Consider the following 18,836-nt stretch of genomic DNA (forward strand, 5'->3'; position numbering starts at 1 on the left):
CTCATTACAGTGGGATAGGGCAGGACGAGTCGAACTCAGCCTGCCCCGTTATCAGCGCCCCGACAGGCTGCGGGGCACTGGCTGCCGGGCGATCGGCATGCAGGATGCCATCCTCGTCGGCGTAGACATCGGTGATGAAGCGCGGGCGCATCACCAGCACCCAGGAGGGCACCAGCAGCATGGCGGCCAGGCCGTTGATGACGATCATCACGCACAGCAGCATTGCCGCGTCGGACTGGAAGCGCAGGTCCGACAGCAACACCCACATGACGATGCCGGCCATCAGGGTGACGGCGGTGAAACTGATGGCCATGCCGGTGGTGGCGATCGCCTGGCGAACGGCATCCACCAGCCTGCCGCTCTTGGCCATTTCCTCGCGGATGCGGTCCATCATGTAGATCGAGTAGTCGATGCCCACACCAATGCCGACGGCGATGACCGGCACGGTGTTGATGTCGATGTTGAGTCCGGCCAGGCCCATGTAGGCGTAGGTAAGGGTGGTCGCGAAGGTCATCGCCAGCAGCATCATCAGCCCGGCGTGCCAAGAGGTGTAGAACAGCATCACGAAGGCGAAGATCAGCAGAAATACCAACGGCAGCACGACCAGATTGGTTTCGAAGGCCGACTCGTTCATGGCCGCGGCAACGCCGAGGGTGCCGCCGGCCAGCCGGATGGTCAGGCCTTCAACCTGGCCGTCGTGTTCGGCGATCCATTCGCGCGCCATGTGAATGGCACGACGGATGGTCTCGCCCTGGCGATCCTTGTAGTAGAACACCAGGTTGGCGATGCGATCGTCGGTATCGTTGAACTCGTTCAACGCCCCGGGAATCGGGCTCGACGCCATATAGGTAAACATCAGCCCGCCGACGTAGTCCGCTTCATGGGGGATCTGGAACCAGCGTGGATCGTCGTTGTGCATCAGCCGGTTGACCTGCTTGATCAGGTCCGGCAAACCCTTGCTGCCACCGACCGCCGGATCGGCCAGCATGTGCGCCTGCAAGTCTTGCAGGGCGCGCAGTACCTCGGGTTTTTTCAGCCCGCCTTTCTCGGCGTGTTCGGCGATGATGTACAGCTCTTCGGAGCCGGGGAAGCGGTCATTCACTTCCTTGGACGACAGGTTGTAGTCGTGGTCGGGGTAGAGGATGGGTGAACCCGGCTCCGAGTCGCCGATACGTACCTGGGAGGCGGCGACCAGACCCAGGGCAATGGCCAGCGCGGCAGCGCCAAGCACGACCCGCGCCGCGCCCGGACGGCTGACGGTGCGGGCACAGGTGGCGCCGATATGGCGCAGGAAGGTTTCCTTGATCTCGGGGTTTTTCGGTGTCGGCAGGATCGACAGCAGCAGCGGTACGCCAATCAGCACGGTCAGGATCACGGTCATCGCCCACAGCGAGGCATAGACGCCCAGCTTGGTATTCAGGGCAATGGAGCCGATGGCGATCAGCGACAGGCCTACGGCGTCGGAGACCACGCCAAGCGAGCCCGGGCGGAACAGGCTGTCAAAGGTCGCCCTGGCCGCTTTCGGGCCGTTGCCAAGAACACGCACCTCGGCGTAGTAGCGCTCGACCAGTTGCACCCCGTGGCTCATCGCCCGCGCGGCAATCAGGAAGGGAATAACCAGCCCCAGCGGATCCAGGTTGAAGCCCAGCAGGCTGATGATGCCCAGACCCCAGATGGTCGAGATCAGCACGCCGCCAAGGGGAATCAGCACCCCGTAGGCCTTGCGGAAATGGAACACCAGCAGCGACAGCATGATCAGCACGGTAAAGATGAAGATCTGCAGAATCTGGTCCATGTAGGTGTAGGCCCAGCCCACCAGCACCGGCTGGCCGGTGGCATACAGGGTGACGCCATTGCCGCTTTCCGCCTCGCGCAGGGCCTGCAACTGGGCGAAGGTGGCGGCGTAGTCGAGCTGGCCTTCGATCAGTTGCGCCTTGACCAGCGCCATCTTGAAGTCGGAGGACACCAGCGGGCCGTAGATGCGCGGGTTGGCGGCTACATCCGCGCGCATCTGCGCTAGTTGCTCATCGCTGTAGTTGCCGTTTTGCGCGTCAAAGTAGGGCTCGGAGTTGATCGAGCCGACCTCGGTCAGCCAGATCTTGCGCGAGTTGCGGTGGGTGACGCTGGTCACCAGGTTGTGGTTGACGCCGGGCAGGTTGTCGACGGCCTGGGTGACCCGGTCAATGGTGGCCAGGTTGGCGTTGGAGAAAATGTCACCGTTGTCGAAGGCGACGCCCACGACCAGCACGTTGGCCCCGCCGAAGCTGTCCTTGATGCTGTTGTGCAGCTCGATATAGGGGTGTTCCTGCGGCAGCAGATCGGCAAAGTCGGTATAGATTTTCAGCCCCGGTATGCGCAGCGCAAACAGCAGGGTCAGCAGGGCGATGGCGGCCAGCACCTTGCGTGGATTGTTGAACATCCACACCTCAAGACCGTGCATGGCATGGGTAAAACGATGTAATCCAGACATGTCGGTTCCTCAGTCAGCGCTGGCCGCCAGGGCCTTTGGGAGTTGAATATTCAGCAGCGTGCCGCGCCCGCCGGCCGCCAGCAGATGCTGCTCGGGCACGAGCAGACCGGCACGCAGATACAGGGGCTGATTGGGCGTGGCCAGCGGCTGCCAGCGGCTGCCGTGCAGGTTGAGTACGGTGGTGTTTTCGCCGAGGGCATAGAGTGCGTTGCCATCACTGACAAAGCCGAAGATCGGCGCTTCGGTGCCGCTGGGCTGCTTGCGCCAGGTTTCTCCGGCATCGCGGGTGTGCCAGATGAAGCCGTTCAGCCCACCGACCCAGCCTTCATCGAGGTCGCGGAAGAAGCTGGCGTGGGGGTAGAACTCGTCAGGCAGGCTGCCGGCCGGCTCCCAGCTGATCCCGGCGTCGCGGCTTTGATAGACCAGTCCGTATTCGCCGGTTACCACGGCGTGCTCGGCGTCGATGAACTGCAGGGTAGTGAGAATGGCGTCCTCATCCAGACTGGATTCGTCCCAGCTGGCGCCCTGGTCTGCACTGTGCTGCAGGGTGCTGAAACTGCCGACCGCCCACCAGCTGCCGTCCGGCGCGCAGGCGGTTGCCATCATCTGCTCGCTGCTGGGCAGTGAGTGGCTGCTCCACTGGCTGGCATCCGGGCTGCCGTGCCAGAGCTGGTTGTCGAAACTCAGGGCGATGAAACTGCGGTCCGGACACACATCCAGATCGACCAGACTCATGCTGGTCGGTAGCGGCTGGCGTTGCCAGCTGGTGCCCTGATCACTGCTGCGCAGCACCACGCCATCGTTACCGACGATGAGGGTGGTTTCACCATTGCTGGCCATGGCCTGGTAGAAGTCGGTGCGTTGCAGGGCTTCGCTGTGCTGGCGCTCTACCGCGTCCAGATTCAGCGGCGCCTCGCAGCCGGTCAGGAGCATCGAGCAAGCCAGTCCGGCAAGCAGATGCCGACGACCCGGCGCACCTCGGAGAGGTGTTGGTATGTCAAACATGGTATGTCACCAATCAGGGTTTTATTTTTATTCACGGAGCGACAGAGGCTCGGTAGCAAGCGCTGTGCCAGCGCTTTCGCATAATTCCAACTGGCTGATTGGTAACGGTTTTTTATTGGTTGGTGGTTTTTGCGCGGGAACCAAGCTGCGTTTCGGGCAGGGTAATTTGATCAATTGATAAAAGTGCAGGCGGGGCTTGCTGATTTGGTAAAGCGCGGGTTCGGACTGGGTTGCTCTGACGGGTGAGAGGGCGCTCCTTGCCCGGTGCAAGGAGCTATTCGGGCGGGTAGTCGCTGCCGGGCTAGTGCTGTTCGCTCTCTTCCAGAATGCCGGACTTCTTCAGCCGATATGCCAGCGCCGGGCGTGTCAGCCCCAGCCTCCTGGCGGCCTCGGATACGTTTTGGCCGGCGTCCTCCATGGCGCGACGCATGAGACTGTTTTCGACCTCTTCCAGGCTGACGCCGGAGGTCAGAATCTGTGATACCCAGTCGCCTCCGGTGGCAATGTCGCTGCCATGGACGATGGTGCCGAAATCGTTCAGACGGTCATCGCAGGATGTCTCGATAATCTCCGGGCTGACTGCGAACAGCGCGTCCTGGCTGATGCTCTCGTTGCTGTCGGTCAGAATCACGCCGCGTTCGATGACGTTTTCCAGTTCGCGGATATTGCCTGGCCAGTGGTAGTTCAGGCACAGCTCCAGCGCCTTGTCCGACAGCCCCAGGGTGCGCTTCTGGTAGGCATGGTGCGATTTGCGCAGGAAGTGCTCGGCCAGCAGCGGAATGTCCTCCTGCCGCTCCCGCAGTGGCGGAATCTGAACCGGGAACACATTCAGGCGGTAGTACAGGTCGGCTCGGAAGCGCCCCTTTTCGACGGCATCGGCCAGGCTTTCGTTGGTGGCGGCAATCACCCGCACATCGATCTTGCGGGTATGCGAGTCACCTACCCGCTCCAGTTCACCTTCCTGCAGCACGCGCAGCAGGGTGGCCTGGGCCCTTGGCGGCAGTTCGATCACCTCGTCGAGAAAGATGGTTCCGCCATTGGCCCGTTCAAAACGGCCGGCACGTGCCTGGTGAGCACCGGTGTAGGCGCCTTTTTCAACGCCGAACAGTTCTGCCTCGATCAGATCGGGCGGGATGGCGGCGCAGTTGACGGCCACGAACGGCTTGTCGGCGCGCTCGCTGCGTTGATGCACACTGCGGGCAATCACCTCCTTGCCAACGCCGGTCTCGCCCAGCAGCAGCACCGAGACCTTGCCCTTGGCGGCCTTGTCGATGGTCTGGCAGACCTTTTTGTAGGCGCTCGACTGGCCGATGCCGTAGTACTGACCTTCCTGCTGATCCAGGTCGTTTTGCAGCGAACTCAGCCGCGATTGCAGGTCGTAAAGCTCCTCGATAATGGGGTCTTCCCTGAAGTAGCTTTTGAACTGCTCCGCGTCATCCCATTCCTCCGCCGGCTTGCCGACGATCAGGCAGCGCTCATCGCCGCAGCCGCGGCAGCTGACTTCGCGGAAGATGATTTCACGCCGCATGAATGAGGAGCTGTAGGCACAGGCATAGCCCAGCAACGACCAGCAGGCGGGTTCATGCATCAGCCCCAATTCCGTCTGGCAAATCTCGACCTCGAACGAGTCTACCCACTCCAGCTCGCCATAGAAGTGGCCCTTCTGGTGGTCAAGATCAATCTGGATTGGCTTGACCTTGACCATGCCCTTGAGTGAATGCAGCTGCGGACCGACGAGGAATATATCGAGTTCGTTGTTGTGTGGCCTGAGTTTGCGAGCCAGCTCGGCATCCTTGAGTCCCGACTGGTAGCCCATGCGCAGAAAGAAGCCCTTGGCGCGCTCGATACCGAGGGTGTTTACCAGCTCACGCCGGAAGCTGGCCATGGCGGACACCTGCATCAGCAGCATGCGCTGCTCGGCAAACCAGATTTTGCCGTCCGTGCTCTGAAAGCGGATCTGCTCGGTCAGATCGTGATAGTCCGAATACTGCAGGTGCGGCTTGTAGCTGGTCGCCATGATGCATTAGCCCCTGTTGTTTTTGTTGGGCGTTTTGCGCTGTCTCACAACATGCTGTGACGCGCTGAGTGTCTCGGCATCTTGACGCTGTCTGCGGTTAAAAATCAACCAAATGATTAATTGGCCAAAGGGGGCGTCGCGCTGGGTGAGCATTTGCTGACATGCGCAGCGCTGTTTCATCAAATCATCAAATTCCCTTCGCGATTCCCCCCGCTGCCGAGCGTTTCCGGTGAGGCAGTTTATCAATGGGAAAAAATAAAAAGTCTTGAATATCAATTGGTTGAATTCTTATTTCGCGCCGTTATCGCTGGCTGGCATAGCCGTTGCTGTAGGTCTGCTCACAACAACAAGCACGGTGAAGCCCTATGAGCCAGACCGCCCAAAGCTTTGACCAGATGACCCGCTGGATTCGGGTACGCAGCGAACCGGACGCCCGCTTTGTCGAGTTCGACTTTGCCATCGGTCACCCCGATCTGTTCGTCGAACTGGTGCTTCCGAAAGACGCTTTCGTTCAGTTCTGCAAACACAACCAGGTTGTTCACATGGATGAGGCCATGGCCCGTCAGGTTGACGAGGACATGGTGAAGTGGCGCTTCGGCGAGAAAGGCCAGCGCTGATTCCGATCCGACACACCCCTACAAAAACAAAACGGTACGGTTGTCATGAGCATTGAAATCAAAACCAACTCGGTGGAGCCGATTCGGCACACCTACAGCAACATCAAGCGCCGCTTTGGCGACAAGCCTGCCTCGCGCTATCAGGAAGCCAGCTTCGATATCGAGGCGACCACCAACTTCCATTACCGCCCCCTGTGGGATGCCGAGCACGGTCTGAATGACCCGACCCGCACTGCCATCCGCATGGCCGACTGGTACGCGGTAAGCGATCCGCGCCAGTTCTTTTACGGTGCCTACGTGCAGAACCGCGCCAAGATGCAGGAGGCCGCCGAGCACAGCTTCAGCTTCTGCGACAAGCGCAATCTGCTGACCCGCATGCCGGAGGCGCTGCAGGAAACTTTGCTGCGTCTGCTGGTGCCGCTGCGCCATATGGAGCTGGGCGCCAACATGAACAACAGCAGCATCGCTGGCGATGCGGTGGCCGGCACGGTCACCCAGATGCACATCTATCAGGCCATGGACCGCCTGGGCATGGGCCAGTACCTGTCGCGCATTGCCCTGCTGATCGACGGCAGCACCGGCGAGGCTCTGGATCGCTCGAAGACCTACTGGATGGAAGACGTACTCTGGCAGCCGCTGCGCAAGCTGGTTGAGGACAGTCTGGTGGTCAAGGACTGGTTCGAGCTGACCGTACTGCAGAACCTGCTGATCGATGGCCTGCTGTACCCGCTGATGTATCACAAGTTCGATCAGTGGCTGGCGGAGCAGGGGGCCGAGGATGTCTCGATGCTCACCGAGTTCATGCGTGACTGGCACGCCGAATCCTGCCGCTGGGTCGATGCCATGCTCAAGACCGTGCGCGCGGAAAGTGATGCCAATGCCGAGCAGCTGCAGCGCTGGATTGCCCACTGGCAGCCGCGGGTCATCGCTGCCCTGCAGCCGCTCGCCAACGCCAGCGTCGGTGTCGCAGCGCTGGACGAGGTGGTTGGCCAATTCGACCAGCGGCTGAAGAAGCTCGGCTTGGTCGCCGAGGAGGTCGCCGCATGAGCCAGCTCGCCTTCATCGTTTTTCAGGACAACGACAACGCCCGCTACCTGGTAGAGGCGATTGCCGAAGACAACCCCCACGCCGAAGTGCAGCACCACCCGGCCATGATCCGCATCCAGGCTGAAAAGCGCCTGGTAATCAACCGTGCCACGGTTGAGGAAAAGATCGGTCGCGAGTGGGACGTGCAGGAAATGCTCCTGGACGTGATCAGCATCGGCGGCAACGTGGATGAGGATGAAGACCACTTCATCCTCGAGTGGAAAAACTAGGAGACCCCTCATGGCTACCAAGAACAAGAAGCTCAGCCTCAAAGACAAGTACCAGTACCTGACCCGCGACATGGCCTGGGAACCGAGCTACCAGAAGAAGGAAGATATCTTCCCCTACGAACGCTTCGAGGGGATCAAGATCACCGACTGGGACAAGTGGGAGGATCCCTTCCGCCTGACCATGGATGCCTACTGGAAGTATCAGGCCGAGAAAGAGAAGAAGCTGTACGCCATCTTCGACGCGTTCGCCCAGAACAACGGCCACCAGAATATTTCCGATGCGCGCTACGTCAACGCCCTCAAGCTGTTTCTGACCGGTGTTTCGCCGCTGGAATATGGCGCGTTTCAGGGCTACGCCAAGGTTGGCCGGCATTTCAGCGGTGCCGGTGCGCGGGTAGCCTGCCAGATGCAGTCGATTGATGAGCTGCGTCACGTGCAGACCCAGCTGCACGCCATGAGCCACTACAACAAGCACTTCAACGGCCTGCACGATTTTGCCCACATGCACGACCGGGTCTGGTTCCTGTCGGTGCCCAAGTCGTTCTTTGACGACGCTCGCTCGGCTGGCCCGTTCGAGTTTCTGACGGCCATTTCGTTCTCGTTCGAATATGTGCTGACCAACCTGCTGTTCGTGCCGTTCATGTCCGGCGCGGCGTACAACGGCGATATGGCCACCGTGACCTTCGGCTTCTCGGCGCAATCGGACGAGGCCCGTCACATGACTCTGGGCCTTGAGGTCATCAAGTTCATGCTCGAGCAGCACGAGGACAACGTGCCGATCGTGCAGCACTGGATCGACAAGTGGTTCTGGCGCGGTTACCGCCTGCTGAGCCTGGTCAGCATGATGATGGACTACATGCTGCCCAACAAGGTGATGTCCTGGAAGGATGCGTGGGAGGTCTATTACGAGCAGAACGGCGGCGCCCTGTTCAAGGATCTGGAGCGTTACGGCATTCGCCCGCCCAAGTATCAGGACGTGGCCAACGACGGCAAGAACCACATCAGCCATCAGCTGTGGTCGACCTTCTATCAGTACAGCCACGCCACCAACTTCCATACCTGGTTGCCCAGTGCCGCGGAAATGGACTGGCTGTCCGAGCAGTACCCGGACACCTTCGACAAGTACTACCGCCCGCGCTTCGAGCACTGGCAGAAGATGCAGGACAAGGGTGAGCGTTTCTACAACAACACCCTGCCGCAACTGTGCCAGGTGTGCCAGGTGCCGACCCTGTTCACCGAGCACGGCGATCCGACCCAGCTGAGCCTGCGCACACTGGAGCACGAGGGCGAGCGTTATCACTTCTGCTCGGATGGCTGCTGCGACATTTTCAAGTACGAGCCCGAGAAGTACATCCAGTCCTGGTTGCCGGTGCACCAGATCTATCAGGGCAACTGCGAGGGGGCAGACGTCGAGACCGTGGTCTCGAAGTACTACCACATCAATATCGGCCAGGACAATTTCGACTACGTGGGTTCGCCGGATCACCAGCGCTGGCAGGCGATCAAGGGCAATCGGCCGCTCGGGGGCGATGACGACTCCCGGGACGCCGCCTGACCTTTCACAACACCCGGCCCCGACCGACAGGTCGGGGCGACAACAAGAACAAGGTGATCTCCATGAGCGTTAAAGCCCTTTATCAATACAGCGCCGAACCGCGTGACCTGCAGGCCAACTTCAATGGCATGCAACTGGTCTATCTGTACTGGCCGAACCATCTGCTGTTCTGTTCGCCGTTTGCCTTTCTGGCGTCGCCCGAGATGAGCATGGGCGAGTTCTGCGAGCAGGTTGTGCGCCCGGCCATTGCCGCCCACCCGCAGGCCGCCGGCCTGGACTTTGGCCAGGCCCAGTGGCAGCTCAACAATCAGCCGTTCAGCCCGGACCCTGCGCTCAGCCTGGCGCAGAACGGGGTGGCGCACAAAGCGCTGCTGACCCTGCGCGTGCCCGGCCTTGACGGTATCGCCGGCGGCGCAATCTGAGGAGGCGGTCATGAGCTATACAGTCACGATTGAGCCGACCGGCGAACAGATTGAGGTCGAGGAAGACCAGACCATCCTCCAGGCCGCGCTGCGTCAGGGTGTCTGGCTGCCGTTCGCCTGCGGCCACGGCACCTGCGCGACCTGCAAGGTGCAGGTGCTGGAGGGCGACGTGGATATCGGCGAGGCCTCGCCGTTCGCGCTGATGGATGTCGAGCGCGACGAAGGCAAGGTGCTGGCCTGCTGCGCCACGGTGCAGAGCGATGTGACCATCGAAGCCGATATCGATGTGGATGAAGACTTCGAGGGCTATTCGGTAGAGGACTACCGGGCCACGGTCAGCGAACTGCTGCCACTGTCACCGACCATTTTGGGCGTGCGCCTGAAGCTGGATCGCGCGATGCAGTTTCAGGCTGGCCAGTACATCAACCTGGAACTGCCGGGCATTGAGGGCAGCCGTGCGTTCTCGCTGGCCAATCCGCCGAGCCGGCCGGACGAGGTCGAGCTGCATGTGCGGCTGGTCGAAGGTGGCGCAGCCACCGGCTACATCCATCAGCAACTGAAGGTGGGTGATCAGCTGTCGCTGTCCGGACCCTACGGCATGTTCTTTGTGCGCAACTCGCAGCCGGGCGATCTGATCTTTATTGCCGGCGGCTCGGGGCTGTCCAGCCCGCAGTCGATGATTCTCGACCTGCTGGAGCAGGGCGACAGCCGCCAGATCACCCTGTTTCAGGGCGCGCGCAACCGCAGCGAACTCTACAACGCCGAGCTGTTCGAGCAACTGGCTGCCAGCCACGCCAATTTCACCTACGTACCGGCGCTCAGCCAGGCGGCCGATGACAGCGAGTGGCAGGGCTTCCGTGGCTATGTGCACGACGCTGCCAAGGCGCACTTTGACGGCCGTTTTGCCGGTCACAAGGCCTACCTGTGCGGCCCGCCGCCGATGATCGATGCGGCTATTACCGCCCTGATGCAGGGCCGGCTGTTTGAGCGCGACATCTTCATGGAGCGTTTCTACACCGCCGCCGACGGTGCAGAGGACACCCAGCGCTCGGCGCTATTCAAGCGGATCTGAATCCGGGACGTGAAAGCCGGCCCCCGGCTGCGCATTGCCGCAGTGACAGGTGAAAGGGCTCTCACGTGAGCAAACGAACGGCAGTCGAGAATAACAACGATGACTGACACATTCGAAATGACCGAGCTGGTCAGAGGCCTGCGCTTCAACTGCGCAAGCGATCACTCGCTGCTCAAGGCGATGGAGCTGGCCGGCAAGCGCTGCATTCCGGTGGGCTGCCGCGGCGGTGGCTGCGGCCTGTGCAAGGTCCAGGTGGTCAGCGGCGAGTTCAGCTGCGGGCCCATGAGTAAAAAACATGTAGACGAGGCATCGCGCCGCTGCGGACGGGTACTGGCCTGTCGGGTCTATCCGCGCAGTGACCTGAGCTTTGAATATCGGCCAGCGCCCGAGCTGGCAGGCACCAACAACAATTCCAATGAGGTGATGTGATGAGAAAAGGTGTGATGCGTCCCGGTCACGTGCAGATCCGGGTACTGGATGCCGAAGCCGCCCTGAAACACTATCGCGACCTGGTCGGCCTGATCGAAACCGACCGTGACGAGCAGGGCCGGATTTACCTGAAAGCCTGGACCGAAGTCGACAAGTTCTCGCTGGTGCTCAATCCGTCCGATGAACCCGGCATGGATTTCATGGGCTTCAAGGTGGTGGACGAGGCAACGCTGGTGCAGCTGGAGCAGGACCTGCTCGCCTGGGGCTGCCCGGTCGAGCACATTCCGGCCGGCGAGTTGCGCGGCTGTGGCCGCCGCATTCGCTTTGTCGCCCCCAGCGGGCACACGTTTGAGCTCTATGCCGAGAAGGAATATACCGGCAAGTGGGGTGTCACCGAGGTCAACCCGGAGGCCTGGCCAATGGACCTCAAGGGCATGCGCGCGGTGCGTTTCGACCACTGCCTGATGTATGGCGATGAGCTGGCGGCCACCTACGATCTGTTCGTCAATGTGCTCGGGTTTTACCTGGCCGAGCAGGTGCTGGACGAGAACGGCGACCGCATCGCCCAGTTCCTCAGTATCTCGACCAAAGCGCATGACGTGGCCTTCATCATGCATCCCGAGAAGGGCAAGTTTCATCACGCCTCGTTCTTCCTCGAAACCTGGGAGGACGTGCTGCGCGCCGCCGACCTGATCAGCATGACCGATACCTCGATCGACATCGGACCGACTCGCCACGGCCTGACCCACGGCAAGACCATCTACTTCTTCGACCCCTCCGGCAACCGCAACGAGGTGTTCTGCGGCGGTGACTACAACTATCCGGACCACAAACCGGTGACCTGGGCAGCCGAACAGCTGGGCAAGGCGATTTTCTACCACGACCGTCAGCTCAATGAGCGTTTCCTCACCGTACTGACCTGACCCACTTTGGCGGGAGCTGTTTAGCCATGAAAGAAATCAAGCATTACATCAACGGCGCGTACGTCGGCTCGGCCAGCGGTCGTCTGTTCGACAATATCAACCCGGCCAACGGCAGGGTGCTGAGCAAGGTGCATGAAGCCGGGCGCGAGGAAGTCGATGCCGCCGTGCGCGCAGCGCGGGCGGCGCTGAAAGGGCCCTGGGGCCGTATGTCGGTCGAGGAGCGCACGGCCATCCTGCACCGGGTTGCCGATGGCATCACGGCGCGCTTTGACGAGTTCCTCGAAGCCGAGTGCCTGGATACCGGCAAGCCGCGCTCACTGGCCAGCCATATCGACATACCGCGTGGCGCCGCCAACTTCAAGGTATTCGCCGACCTGGTAAAGAATGTCGCCGCCGAGGCATTCGAGATGGCCACGCCGGACGGCGCCGGTGCGCTCAACTACGCGGTTCGCCGGCCTAAGGGCGTGATCGGTGTGATCAGTCCGTGGAACCTGCCGCTGCTGCTGATGACCTGGAAGGTCGGCCCGGCACTGGCCTGCGGCAATACCGTAGTGGTCAAACCCTCCGAGGAGACGCCGACCACCACTGCGCTGCTGGGTGAGGTCATGCAGCAGGCCGGGGTGCCGGATGGGGTCTACAACGTGGTGCACGGTTTTGGCGGTAACTCGGCCGGCGCCTTTCTGACCGAACATCCGGATGTGGATGCCTACACCTTCACCGGCGAGACCGGCACCGGCGAAACCATCATGAAGGCGGCCGCCAACGGCGTGCGTCAGGTGTCCCTTGAGCTGGGTGGCAAGAATGCCGGCATCGTGTTTGCCGACTGCGACATGGACAAGGCGATCGAGGGCACGCTGCGCTCGGCCTTTGCCAACTGCGGTCAGGTGTGTCTGGGCACCGAGCGGGTCTACGTTCAGCGGCCGATCTTCGACGAGTTTGTCGCGCGCCTGAAAGCCGGTGCCGAGCAACTGGTGCTGGGCCCGCCGGACGATGCCACCAGCAACTTTGGTCCGCTGATCAGCCTCAAGCACCGCGAGAAGGTGCTGTCCTACTACCAGAAAGCCGTTGAGGACGGGGCAACCGTGATTACCGGCGGCGGCGTGCCGGACATGCCGGCAGAGCTGGCCCACGGCGCCTGGGTGCAGCCGACCATCTGGACCGGCCTCAAGGACGACTCGGCCGTGGTCACCGAAGAGATCTTCGGCCCCTGTTGCCATGTCCGTCCGTTTGACAGCGAGGAAGAAGCCGTGGCCCTGGCCAACAGCCTGCCCTATGGCCTGGCCTCGGCCATCTGGACCGAGAACGTCACCCGTGCGCACCGGGTCGCCGGTCAGCTGGAGGCCGGCATTGTCTGGGTCAACAGCTGGTTCCTGCGTGATCTGCGTACCGCCTTTGGCGGCAGCAAACAGTCTGGCATCGGTCGCGAGGGCGGGGTGCATTCGCTCGAGTTCTACACCGAAATGAAAAATATCTGCGTGAAGTTGTGAGGTGCTCATGAATGTTGCAGTAGAGAGTCCCGAGCTGGGCCGCAGCATTACCGCCGGCGGTTACCAGACCAACGTGCATGAGCATGGCGAAGGCTTCCCGCTGATGCTGATTCACGGCTCCGGGCCGGGCGTTACCGCCTGGGCCAACTGGCGTCTGGTGATGCCCGAGCTGGCCAGGCAGCGCCGGGTCATTGCGCCCGACATGCTGGGCTTCGGTTACAGCGAGCGCCCGGCCAACCCGGATTATCAGCGCGATGTCTGGGTCGAGCATGCCATCGGCGTGCTCGATACACTGGGTATCGAACAGGCCGATCTGGTGGGTAACTCGTTTGGCGGCGGTATCGCGCTGGCGCTCGCCATTCGCTATCCGCAGCGGGTGCGCCGGCTGGTGCTGATGGGCAGCGTTGGCGTGAGCTTCCCGATTACCGACGGGCTGGATCGGGTCTGGGGCTATGAGCCGTCCTTCCAGACCATGCGCAGCCTGATGGATACCTTTGCCTACGACCGCGCTCTGGTTACCGACGAACTGGCCGAGCTGCGTTACCAGGCCAGTATCCGCCCCGGGTTCCAGGAGTCCTTTGCGCAGATGTTCCCGGCGCCGCGTCAGCGCTGGGTCGACGGTCTGGCCAGCAACGAGGCGGATATCCGCGCCGTGCAACACGAGACGCTGGTTATCCATGGGCGCGAGGATCAGGTCATCCCGTTGCAGGCCTCACTGCAGCTGGCGCAGCTGATTCCCAATGCCCAGTTGCATGTCTACGGCCATTGCGGCCACTGGACCCAGATCGAACATGCCGGTCGCTTTGCGCGGCTGGTGGAAGATTTTCTCAGCGAAGCCGACAGCGCTTCAGGAGTGCTTTGACCATGGATCAGTCTCAGATCAATCAGCTTGGTGACGAGCTGTACCAGGCAATGCTCAAGCGCGAGGCGGTCAGCCCGCTGACCAGTCGCGGCTTTGATATCAGCATCGACGATGCCTACCACATCTCGCTGCGCATGCTGCAGAACCGGCTGGACGCCGGTGAGCGGGTGATCGGCAAGAAGATCGGCGTTACCAGCAAGGCGGTGCAGAACATGCTCAATGTGCACCAGCCCGATTTTGGCTACCTGACCGATGCCATGGTCTACAACAGCGGTGAAGCCATGCCGATCAGCGAAAAGCTGATGCAGCCGCGCGCCGAAGGCGAGATTGCCTTCATTCTCAAGCGCGACCTCACCGGCCCCGGGGTCACCAACGCCGATGTACTGGCGGCAACCGAATGCGTGATGCCGTGCTTCGAGATCGTCGATTCACGTATCCAGGACTGGAAGATCGCGATTCAGGACACGGTCGCCGACAACGCCTCCTGCGGGCTGTTCGTGCTGGGTGACCAGGCGGTATCGCCGCGCAAGGTCGATCTGGTGACCTGCGGCATGGTGGTGGAAAAGAACGGCCAGATCATCAGTACCGGCGCAGGCGCTGCGGCGCTGGGCTCACCGGTCAACTGCGTTGCCTGGCTGGCCAACACCCTCGGGCGTTTCGGTATTTCGCTGAAAGCCGGGGAGGTCATCCTGTCCGGCTCGCTGGTACCGCTTGAGCCGGTCAAGGCCGGTGATTTCATGCAGGTCAGCATTGGCGGTATGGGCACGGCCAGCGTGCGTTTCGTGTGACTCGACGGGCGTGGCCCCGCGGTCACGCCTGCACAGCGGATTATTCCCAGAGAGGGAAAAGACAATGAGCAAGAAACTGAAAGCCGCGATCATCGGCTCGGGCAACATCGGCACCGACCTGATGATCAAGATTTTGCGTAACAGTCAGCATATCGCCATGGGTGCCATGGTCGGTATCGACCCCGACTCCGATGGCCTGGCGCGTGCTGCGCGCATGGGCGTGGCCACCACCCACGAAGGGGTGGATGGGCTGGTCAAGATGCCGGAATTTGCCGACATCGACTTTATCTTTGATGCCACTTCGGCCGGTGCCCACAGGCACAACGAAGTGCTGCTGCGCGGTCACAAGCCGGGCCTGCGCATCATCGATCTGACCCCGGCGGCCATCGGCCCCTACTGCGTGCCGGTCGTAAACCTGGAACAGAACATCAACGAGACCAACGTCAACATGGTCACCTGTGGCGGTCAGGCGACCATCCCGATGGTGGCTGCGGTCTCGCGTGTGGCCAAGGTGCACTACGGCGAAATCGTCGCATCGATTTCCTCACGATCCGCCGGCCCGGGCACCCGCGCCAACATTGATGAATTCACCGAAACCACCTCCAAGGCGATTGAAGTGATCGGCGGTGCCCGTCGCGGCAAGGCGATCATCATCATGAACCCGGCCGAGCCGCCGCTGATCATGCGCGATACCGTCTATGTGCTCAGTGAACTGGCCGATCAGGCCGCCGTTGAAGCCTCGGTCGAGGAAATGGTGCAGGCGGTCAACAGCTACGTGCCGGGTTACCGCCTCAAGCAGAAGGTGCAGTTCGACGTGATCCCGCCGGAGCAGCCGCTGAACGTACCGGGCCTTGGCCACCTGAGCGGGCTGAAAACCTCGATCTTCCTGGAAGTCGAAGGTGCCGCCCATTACCTGCCGGCCTACGCCGGAAACCTCGACATCATGACCTCTGCGGCGCTGGCGACCGCCGAGCGCATGGCGCAGTCGATGAACCTGGCCTGAGGACACGACCATGACATTCAATCCCGGCAAGAAACTCTATATCTCCGACGTCACCCTGCGTGACGGCAGCCATGCGATTCGCCACCAGTACTCGATCAAGAACGTGCAGGACATCGCCCGCGCACTGGACAAGGCCAAGGTCGACTCCATCGAAGTGGCCCACGGTGACGGCCTGCAGGGCTCCAGTTTCAACTACGGCTTTGGTGCCCACACCGACCTGGAGTGGATCGAGGCGGTAGCCGAAGTGATCACCCACTCGCAAATCGCCACCCTGCTGCTGCCCGGTATCGGTACCACCCATGACCTGGACAACGCCTACAGCGCCGGGGCACGCATCGTGCGGGTCGCCACGCACTGCACCGAGGCCGACGTCTCCAAGCAGCACATCGAGCATGCCCGCAAGCTGGGCATGGATACCGTCGGATTTCTGATGATGAGCCACATGCAGACCCCGCAGGGCCTGGCGCAGCAGGCCAAGCTGATGGAGGACTACGGCGCCACCTGTCTGTATGTAGTCGACTCCGGCGGCGCCATGGGCATGCAGGATATCCGTGACCGCTTCCGCGCGCTGAAGGATGTACTCAAGCCGGAAACCCAGACCGGCATGCACGCCCACCACAACCTGAGCCTGGGTGTCGCCAACTCGATTGCCGCGGTGGAAGAGGGCTGTGACCGCATCGACGCCAGCCTGGCCGGCATGGGCGCCGGCGCCGGTAACGCGCCGCTGGAAGTGTTTATCGCCGCCGCCGAACGACTGGGCTGGGAGCACGGTACCGACCTCTACACCCTGATGGATGCGGCCGATGATATCGTTCGCCCGCTGCAGGATCGCCCGGTGCGGGTTGACCGCGAAACCCTGGCGCTGGGCTATGCCGGCGTCTACTCCAGCTTCTTGCGTCACTCCGAGGTGGCGGCGCAGAAATACGGCCTGAAAACGGTCGACATCCTGGTCGAACTGGGCAGGCGCCGCATGGTCGGCGGCCAGGAAGACATGATCGTGGATGTAGCACTGGATCTGCTGAAAAAACAGGAGCAGTCGGCATGAAAGAGCAGAAACGCACCCTGACGCCCGAGCAGGTACTGGCACTGGCCGAGCACATCGAGAACGCAGAGCTGCAGGCGCACGACATCCACAAGATCACCAACGACTACCCGCAGATGACCTTCGCCGATGCCTACGATATCCAGTGGGAAATCCGCCGGCGCAAGGAGGCTCGCGGCAACAAGGTCGTCGGCTTGAAGATGGGTCTGACCTCCTGGGCAAAAATGGCGCAGATGGGCGTGGAAACCCCGATCTACGGCTTCCTGGCCGACTATTTCAGTGTGCCCGACGGCGGCGTGGTGGACACCAGCGAGCTGATCCACCCGAAGATCGAGGCGGAAATCTCCTTTGTGACCAAGGCGCCGCTCAAGGGCCCGGGTTGCCACATTGGCGATGTGCTCGCGGCGACCGATTATGTGGTGCCGACGGTCGAGGTGATTGACTCGCGCTACGAGAACTTCAAGTTCGACCTGATCAGTGTGGTGGCCGACAACGCCTCCTCAACGCGCTTTATCACCGGCGGCATGATGGCCAATGTCGAGGACGTTGACCTGAAAAACGTTGGCGTTGTGGTGGAGAAGAACGGCGAAGTGGTTGATGTCGGTGCCGGCGCCGCGGTCCTCGGCCACCCGGCGTCGAGCGTCGCCATGCTGGCCAATCTGCTGGCCGAGCGCGGCGAACACATCCCGGCCGGCAGCTTCATCATGACCGGCGGTATCACCGCGGCCATTACCGTCGAAGCAGGCGACAATATCAGCGTGCGCTACCAGGGGCTGGGTAGCGTCACTTGCCGATTCATTTAAGGAGCATGCCATGCCGATTGCACAGATTCATATTCTGGAAGGGCGCAGCGACGAGCAGAAGGAAGCGCTGATTCGCGAAGTGAGCGAGGCCATTGTCCGGGCGCTGGATGCGCCCCTGCCGAGCGTTCGGGTGATCATCAGTGAAATGCCCAAGTCGCACTTCGGCATTGGTGGTGAGCCGGCCAGCAAGGTGCGTCGCTAGTGGCGTCAGCGCAAAGACCGCCCCTGCCCGTGCTGTTTCTGTCCTGCCGAGAAGAACGGCAGGCAGATCCGGGCAGGGGGCCCTTGATGGCCCGGTTGCTTGCCTCTGGTGCAACGCCGGAGGCAGTGCTGTTTATCACGATTGCCGATCAGGATGACAGGCTGCAACTGATCGGCAGCGGCACGGATGGCGAGCGCTTGTCAGCCCTGGCCGAAGGGCTTTCAAGCCGAGGTGTTCGCGCATCGGTGCAGCGCAGCGCCAGCTCACCGCTGGACCAGATTGCCGCAGAACTGTTTGGCGACTTTGCCGGCGAATGCATCGAACTGCGGTTGGGCGCAACCTTTGAAGAGCCGGGTTACAGCGGTATTGGCCAGGCACTGAGCGACTGGCGCGAGAAAGGTACGCTGCTGGTGTGTCTGGATCGCGTTGACGGGGGCCAGCACCTGAAGTCGCTGTACGACTCCTCCTGGCTTGACCTGATGTCGTCGTGGATTGAACAACATCAGTGGCGTCAGGTTGTCACCGGGTTCAACGCTGGCGGCGGTAACGACCAGCCCGGAATCGGAACGCTTTGCCTGCTGCAGGCAGCCCTGGGGTTGGCCGGCATGCGATTACCCGAGCGCCTCGTCGGCTTTGATCTGGACGATGCGCGCCGCGCGCTGGTTGGTTTCGGCTGGATGAGTTGATTAACGAATCTTGAGCGTTGCCAGAGGCAGGCCCAGACTTGGCCGTCCCTGACGTCAAGTCTGACCCCAGCCCTTCTGCCGATAGAGAGAGAAACAACTTTCCATCGACCCTGATCGTTTAGACGCGCTGGTGTGGC

19 protein-coding genes are annotated in these 18,836 nt (G+C 61.7%); 16 read left to right on the plus strand and 3 right to left on the minus strand.

Features of this window, described 5'->3' with window-relative positions; genetic code table 11:
• Nucleotides 1-4: 4 nt before the first annotated feature.
• From B7O88_RS14745 to B7O88_RS14755, 3 genes are all read right to left on the minus strand, one after another.
• Nucleotides 5-2,470: an efflux RND transporter permease subunit gene (locus tag B7O88_RS14745; RefSeq protein WP_088277004.1), complete on the minus strand. Its 2,466-nt coding sequence runs from the start codon at nt 2,468-2,470 to the stop codon at nt 5-7.
• A 9-nt stretch (nt 2,471-2,479) separates the two neighbouring features.
• Nucleotides 2,480-3,403, minus strand: a complete 924-nt coding sequence (locus B7O88_RS14750) for a WD40/YVTN/BNR-like repeat-containing protein (protein WP_216359014.1) — start codon at nt 3,401-3,403, stop codon at nt 2,480-2,482.
• A 373-nt stretch (nt 3,404-3,776) separates the two neighbouring features.
• Entirely contained in the window at nt 3,777-5,492 is a 1,716-nt protein-coding gene (locus B7O88_RS14755) for a sigma-54-dependent Fis family transcriptional regulator (RefSeq protein WP_088277009.1), read from the minus strand.
• A 365-nt stretch (nt 5,493-5,857) separates the two neighbouring features.
• Here B7O88_RS14755 and B7O88_RS14760 point away from each other — a divergent pair, with 365 nt between their 5' ends.
• From B7O88_RS14760 to B7O88_RS14835, 16 genes are all read left to right on the plus strand, one after another.
• On the plus strand, nt 5,858-6,109 hold the full coding sequence (locus B7O88_RS14760; RefSeq protein ID WP_088277011.1) for a phenol hydroxylase subunit: 252 nt from the start codon (nt 5,858-5,860) through the stop codon (nt 6,107-6,109).
• Between the two features lie 45 nt (nt 6,110-6,154).
• Complete coding sequence (locus B7O88_RS14765) at nt 6,155-7,156, plus strand: aromatic/alkene monooxygenase hydroxylase subunit beta (RefSeq protein ID WP_088277013.1); 1,002 nt, start codon at nt 6,155-6,157, stop codon at nt 7,154-7,156.
• A complete protein-coding gene (locus tag B7O88_RS14770; protein ID WP_088277015.1) occupies nt 7,153-7,425 on the plus strand; it encodes an MmoB/DmpM family protein in 273 nt (90 codons plus the stop codon). The genes B7O88_RS14765 and B7O88_RS14770 overlap by 4 nt, the downstream gene beginning before the upstream one ends.
• 10 nt (nt 7,426-7,435) lie before the next feature.
• Nucleotides 7,436-8,980 (plus strand): aromatic/alkene/methane monooxygenase hydroxylase/oxygenase subunit alpha, encoded by a 1,545-nt coding sequence (locus B7O88_RS14775; RefSeq protein ID WP_088277017.1) that lies wholly within the window; start codon nt 7,436-7,438, stop codon nt 8,978-8,980.
• Between the two features lie 62 nt (nt 8,981-9,042).
• Nucleotides 9,043-9,402, plus strand: coding sequence for a phenol hydroxylase subunit P4 (locus tag B7O88_RS14780; protein ID WP_088277019.1), 360 nt, complete (start codon nt 9,043-9,045; stop codon nt 9,400-9,402).
• 10 nt (nt 9,403-9,412) lie between these two features.
• Entirely contained in the window at nt 9,413-10,474 is a 1,062-nt protein-coding gene (locus B7O88_RS14785; RefSeq protein WP_088277021.1) for an NADH:ubiquinone reductase (Na(+)-transporting) subunit F, read from the plus strand.
• A 99-nt stretch (nt 10,475-10,573) separates the two neighbouring features.
• The gene (locus B7O88_RS14790; RefSeq protein ID WP_088277023.1) at nt 10,574-10,903 is read left to right on the plus strand and encodes a 2Fe-2S iron-sulfur cluster-binding protein; all 330 of its coding nucleotides are present in this window, start codon (nt 10,574-10,576) and stop codon (nt 10,901-10,903) included.
• Nucleotides 10,903-11,826 (plus strand): catechol 2,3-dioxygenase, encoded by a 924-nt coding sequence (locus B7O88_RS14795; protein ID WP_088277025.1) that lies wholly within the window; start codon nt 10,903-10,905, stop codon nt 11,824-11,826. The genes B7O88_RS14790 and B7O88_RS14795 overlap by 1 nt, the downstream gene beginning before the upstream one ends.
• 26 nt (nt 11,827-11,852) lie before the next feature.
• Entirely contained in the window at nt 11,853-13,313 is a 1,461-nt protein-coding gene (locus B7O88_RS14800; RefSeq protein ID WP_088277027.1) for a 2-hydroxymuconic semialdehyde dehydrogenase, read from the plus strand.
• 7 nt (nt 13,314-13,320) lie between these two features.
• Nucleotides 13,321-14,175 (plus strand): alpha/beta fold hydrolase, encoded by an 855-nt coding sequence (locus B7O88_RS14805; protein WP_088277029.1) that lies wholly within the window; start codon nt 13,321-13,323, stop codon nt 14,173-14,175.
• Nucleotides 14,176-14,177: 2 nt separating this feature from the next.
• Entirely contained in the window at nt 14,178-14,963 is a 786-nt protein-coding gene (gene dmpE, locus B7O88_RS14810; RefSeq protein WP_088277031.1) for a 2-oxopent-4-enoate hydratase, read from the plus strand.
• Between the two features lie 64 nt (nt 14,964-15,027).
• The gene (locus tag B7O88_RS14815) at nt 15,028-15,966 is read left to right on the plus strand and encodes an acetaldehyde dehydrogenase (acetylating) (protein ID WP_088277033.1); all 939 of its coding nucleotides are present in this window, start codon (nt 15,028-15,030) and stop codon (nt 15,964-15,966) included.
• 10 nt (nt 15,967-15,976) lie between these two features.
• Nucleotides 15,977-17,011: a 4-hydroxy-2-oxovalerate aldolase gene (gene dmpG / locus B7O88_RS14820; protein ID WP_088277035.1), complete on the plus strand. Its 1,035-nt coding sequence runs from the start codon at nt 15,977-15,979 to the stop codon at nt 17,009-17,011.
• Nucleotides 17,008-17,811, plus strand: a complete 804-nt coding sequence (gene dmpH, locus B7O88_RS14825) for a 2-oxo-3-hexenedioate decarboxylase (protein ID WP_088277037.1) — start codon at nt 17,008-17,010, stop codon at nt 17,809-17,811. Before dmpG ends, dmpH begins: the two co-directional genes overlap by 4 nt.
• A 10-nt stretch (nt 17,812-17,821) precedes the next feature.
• Nucleotides 17,822-18,013 (plus strand): 4-oxalocrotonate tautomerase, encoded by a 192-nt coding sequence (locus B7O88_RS14830; RefSeq protein ID WP_088277039.1) that lies wholly within the window; start codon nt 17,822-17,824, stop codon nt 18,011-18,013.
• 86 nt (nt 18,014-18,099) lie between these two features.
• A complete protein-coding gene (locus tag B7O88_RS14835) occupies nt 18,100-18,699 on the plus strand; it encodes a hypothetical protein (protein WP_088277041.1) in 600 nt (199 codons plus the stop codon).
• The last annotated feature ends 137 nt before the right edge of the window (nt 18,700-18,836 follow it).

The organism is Halopseudomonas aestusnigri, assembly GCF_002197985.1.
GTDB classification, from domain to species: domain Bacteria; phylum Pseudomonadota; class Gammaproteobacteria; order Pseudomonadales; family Pseudomonadaceae; genus Halopseudomonas; species Halopseudomonas aestusnigri.